Source organism: Psychrobacter sp. UBA6766 (genome assembly GCF_002453355.1).
Classification (GTDB): Bacteria; Pseudomonadota; Gammaproteobacteria; order Pseudomonadales; family Moraxellaceae; genus Psychrobacter.
This window is the reverse complement of sequence record NZ_DKGQ01000056.1, coordinates 1-3,848: the sequence shown is the minus strand read 5'-3', so window position 1 is coordinate 3,848 and position 3,848 is coordinate 1. Positions and strand designations below refer to the sequence as shown.

The window sequence follows — 3,848 nt, the reverse complement described above, 5'->3', positions numbered from 1 at the left end:
CACTTCATGTGTTAATCTAAGCATATTTTAATCTGCTATAAAAATAGTCAGTGAGCGTTTTACGTGCTGGCTATTTTTTTAACTTTGATTCGTCTATCGTGATTTATTTTTGATGTTTAATATCTTAATGTCGCTTTGACTCAATAATGAAAATACACCTATAAAAATAAATGCATAAGGAAAATAATAATGACTGAGCAAGATATCAGTAATAAAATCATCCCTATAAGCCAGTTCCCTCAAGGAAGCCCATTACCTTATACCGTGCTTGATGCGACGCATATGAATGCCGCTTATCCTGAACAGAAGCTGGAAATTCGCGGCGGCGGTTACGGTTCAGATGCCGCGGCTCATCCAACCAATGCCAATCAATTTTATGCCCTGACCGATCGTGGTCCTAATGCCGACTTTGACGGTAGTGTGGGTAAAGGCAAACAGTTTCTCGTACCAAACTATACGCCATCTATTGGACTGTTTGAATTGCAAGCTGGCGGCAAAATAATCAAAATAAAAGAAATACTGCTTAAAGATAGGCGCGGTAATCCTATCTCTGGGCTACCAAACCCAAAAGCCTTGGGTGGTACCGATGAAGTGCCCTATGATGTCAATGGTCAGCCAATGACTGTCAATCCAAATATACCTTTCGATGCGGTAACCAATCCTATTAAAACCGATATTAATGGCTTAGATCCAGAAGGGCTGGCGGCACTCAAAGATGGGAGCTTTTGGGTCAGTGATGAATATGGTCCGCACCTTGTACATTATGATGAAAATGGGGTAGAGGTTGAACGTATCAATGCCTTTGCCAGTGATGAGCGCAATAATGTGACTATTAATGGCAAGCAGATTTTGTTACCGGCAGAATTTACCAAGCGTCGTGCCAATCGCGGTATGGAGGCGTTAACGATTACACCAGACCAAACGACACTGGTCGGTATCATGGAATCCGCTATGGATAATCCTGATAAATCAGGACGCATCTCTAGCTTGGTACGTATGGTAACAATTAATTTGGTTTCAGGCCAAATAGCCCAGTACTTATACCGATTGGAAAACGCAGAGCACGTCACTTCTGGTATCGTGGCGCTGAGTCATCACGAATTTTACTTAATTGAACATGATCGCAAACTTCCTCTACAAGATAAGTCAGCACGAAAGCTGATTTACAAAATAGATATCTCGTCAGCAACAGATATTGAAACCATTATAAATAATGAAGGCATTAAACAAGAGGATACGCTTGGTTTGACCCTAAATGGGCAAACACTTGAACAGTTTATTGCTGAAAACGAAAAAAACTGGCAATTACTTCAAAAGATGGCTATTACGCCTGTGAAAAAAACATTGGTCGTCGATGTGCTGGACAGCTTAGATTATCCCCATGACAAGCTTGAAGGGTTATGGTTACGACAAGATGGCTCACTGGGTTTACTCAATGATGACGATTTTGCGATGACAGATACGGATATAATCAACCCAAGAAGTAGCGTTGAGCAAAAATACCTCGATAAGAGGAAAACTATCGAAGATGCTAATCGCTTATATATCGTTATGCCTACTGAATAGAGTGATTCATCATAAAAATCGCATTTCTCACAAACCATAAAAAAGACCTCGCTTTTGCGAAGTCTTTTTTTGTTACTAAGGCGTGGCCTCATTTTAAAAATGGTGATAAAAATGAGATAAATTCCCGCCAAACAAGGAAAATAGCGCAGTTAATATCAGGATATTACCCAGCTATTTGACGAAGTTTGGCAAAATTTAGCCACTTTTAGCCCATTTAGATGTCCATCGATTGAATTGAGGACACGCCCTAGTATAGTGAACCCACGTTAAAATAGATTCAATGCGACTGGGATGAATTTTTCGTAGACTCTGAATAGCAGCAAGCAGAGAAAATTTATACCAGTCACACATAACTATTAACGTATCGACTTTGTTTTGAACTGACTACAGTTGAACTGACTACAATAGATTAAGACGTCTTAAATCACTTTAGAAAAACGATTTTTATGTTTTTTCTCAAGATATTCATCGAACACCATGGCGACATTACGACCTAATAGGCGACCTTTTGGTAGGACGCGAATACCAGCAGCATCCATGTCAATCAAGCGGTCTGCTTGCATCTCGCCCAACTGCTGAATTTCATCAATAAAGTAAGTAATGGCATCGATACCAAATTTATGATTCACATCTCTAAAATCGATATAGTCGTGACATAATAAATTCATAATCACGTATTCTCGCAAGCGATCTTTAACTGAGGTTTTAATCACATTGACTGCTGGCATTATCGCCGGATTATTACGCGCCGCATCAATATTTTCTTTATACACTTCTAAATCGGTATGGTTTTGCAAGATATAGCTGCTATTAGCGTTAGAAATTTGGCTGATTGATGACACGCCAAAGCCCAATAAATCGCAATCACCCATGATGGTATAGCCCTGAAAATTGCGATGTAATTTGCCTTCGCGTTGGGCAATGGCGAGCTCATCATCAGGTTTGGCAAAATGGTCAATTCCGATATATTGATAACCAGCTTCGCTCAAAGTGTTGATGGTATTGCCCAGCATCGTAAGCTTAGCAGCGGGTGTTGGTAAATCTGCTTCTTTAATTTGGCGTTGCGATTTAAAGCGCTCCGGCAGATGGGCGTAATTAAATACTGATAAGCGATCAGGTGACATTTCAATGATACGGCGGACGGTTTTATCTAGCGTCGTTGGCGTCTGGTGTGGTAACCCATAAATCAGGTCGACGTTGGTAGAGCGAAAGCCCAGTCTACGCGCTTCAGCCAGCACATTTTCAATGAGTTCGGCAGAATTGATGCGATTGACCGCAATTTGTACTTTTTCATCTAAGTCTTGCACGCCCAAACTGACGCGGTTAAAGCCCAGGTTGCGCAGCACTGTCAATGTTTCGTCACCAAGCTCGCGCGGATCGATTTCAATAGAATAATCGCCTTGATCGTCTGGTAAGAACTCAAACTGGGTTTGTAAAAACTCCCACAATTGTACCAACTCATTATCTTGTAAGAATGTTGGCGTACCGCCGCCGAAATGCAGCTGTTTGACCAGTGGCTTTTTACCGTCTGCTGGTGTTTTTAATAAGCTACGCTTGTGCTTAATTTCTGCCATTAAGTATTCTAGATAATCGCCAGCATCACTGTTCTTCTTGGTGATGATTTTATTACAAGCACAGTAATAACAAAGGTGACGACAAAAAGGAATATGAAAGTACAGCGATAGGGGAGTATGGGCTTCACGCTCTTGCAGAATCTTGGTTTCAAGCCCTTCAGGCATCGGCGAGAATTCTAAAGCGGTCGGGTAGGAGGTATAGCGTGGCCCTGAGCGATTGTATTTATTGATAATATCTTCATCAAAGACGGGTAGCTGCTTACTGGTAATGCTGCCGCGGGTACTGGCATACGGATTGGGTGTCTCGACCACAGGACGCTCTGTGGTTGGTTGTTCGCTGGCATGAGTAAAAGATTTTTGGGCGCTATTGCTATCAGCTGGATCTGACATGCGAAATTCCTCGTTTTGACTGTGGCAATTGCCATTGTTACGTGATGAGCGCATGGCTATTTTAAGTCGAATAATGGCTTTGCTAGGTATGATTTTTTAAATAAAATTTTGCTAAAAACATGGGTGGCTATGTGCTACTTCGATATCAGTTATTGAGTCTGCTATAAAGCTAAACGTTGTTAGATAGGCAATAATTAGTATAACAAATCAGGGGTTATAGTGGCATGGACGGTAAGTTTTCGTATATACCTATAAAGTTGTATTGCTATTCGCCATAAAAAAAGACTTCAGGATTGTGAACTGACCCCCATAAGTTGG

2 protein-coding genes are annotated in these 3,848 nt (G+C 41.2%); one reads left to right on the top strand and one right to left on the bottom strand.

What is annotated here, in order from left to right:
- Positions 1 to 189 precede the first annotated feature (189 nt).
- Positions 190 to 1,566, top strand: a complete 1,377-nt coding sequence (locus B4K26_RS12170) for an esterase-like activity of phytase family protein (RefSeq protein WP_296245796.1) — start codon at positions 190 to 192, stop codon at positions 1,564 to 1,566.
- 419 nt (positions 1,567 to 1,985) lie between these two features.
- Here B4K26_RS12170 and hemN read toward each other — a convergent pair whose 3' ends face one another.
- Positions 1,986 to 3,530 (bottom strand): oxygen-independent coproporphyrinogen III oxidase, encoded by a 1,545-nt coding sequence (gene hemN, locus B4K26_RS12165; RefSeq protein WP_296245795.1) that lies wholly within the window; start codon positions 3,528 to 3,530, stop codon positions 1,986 to 1,988.
- Positions 3,531 to 3,848 lie beyond the last annotated feature (318 nt).

Bases quoted from the DNA above. Each gene is read 5' to 3' on its own strand.
- B4K26_RS12170 (WP_296245796.1), top strand. From the start codon at position 190: ATGACTGAGCAAGATATCAGTAATAAAATCATCCCTATAAGCCAGTTC.
- hemN (WP_296245795.1), bottom strand. From the start codon at position 3,530: ATGTCAGATCCAGCTGATAGCAATAGCGCCCAAAAATCTTTTACTCAT.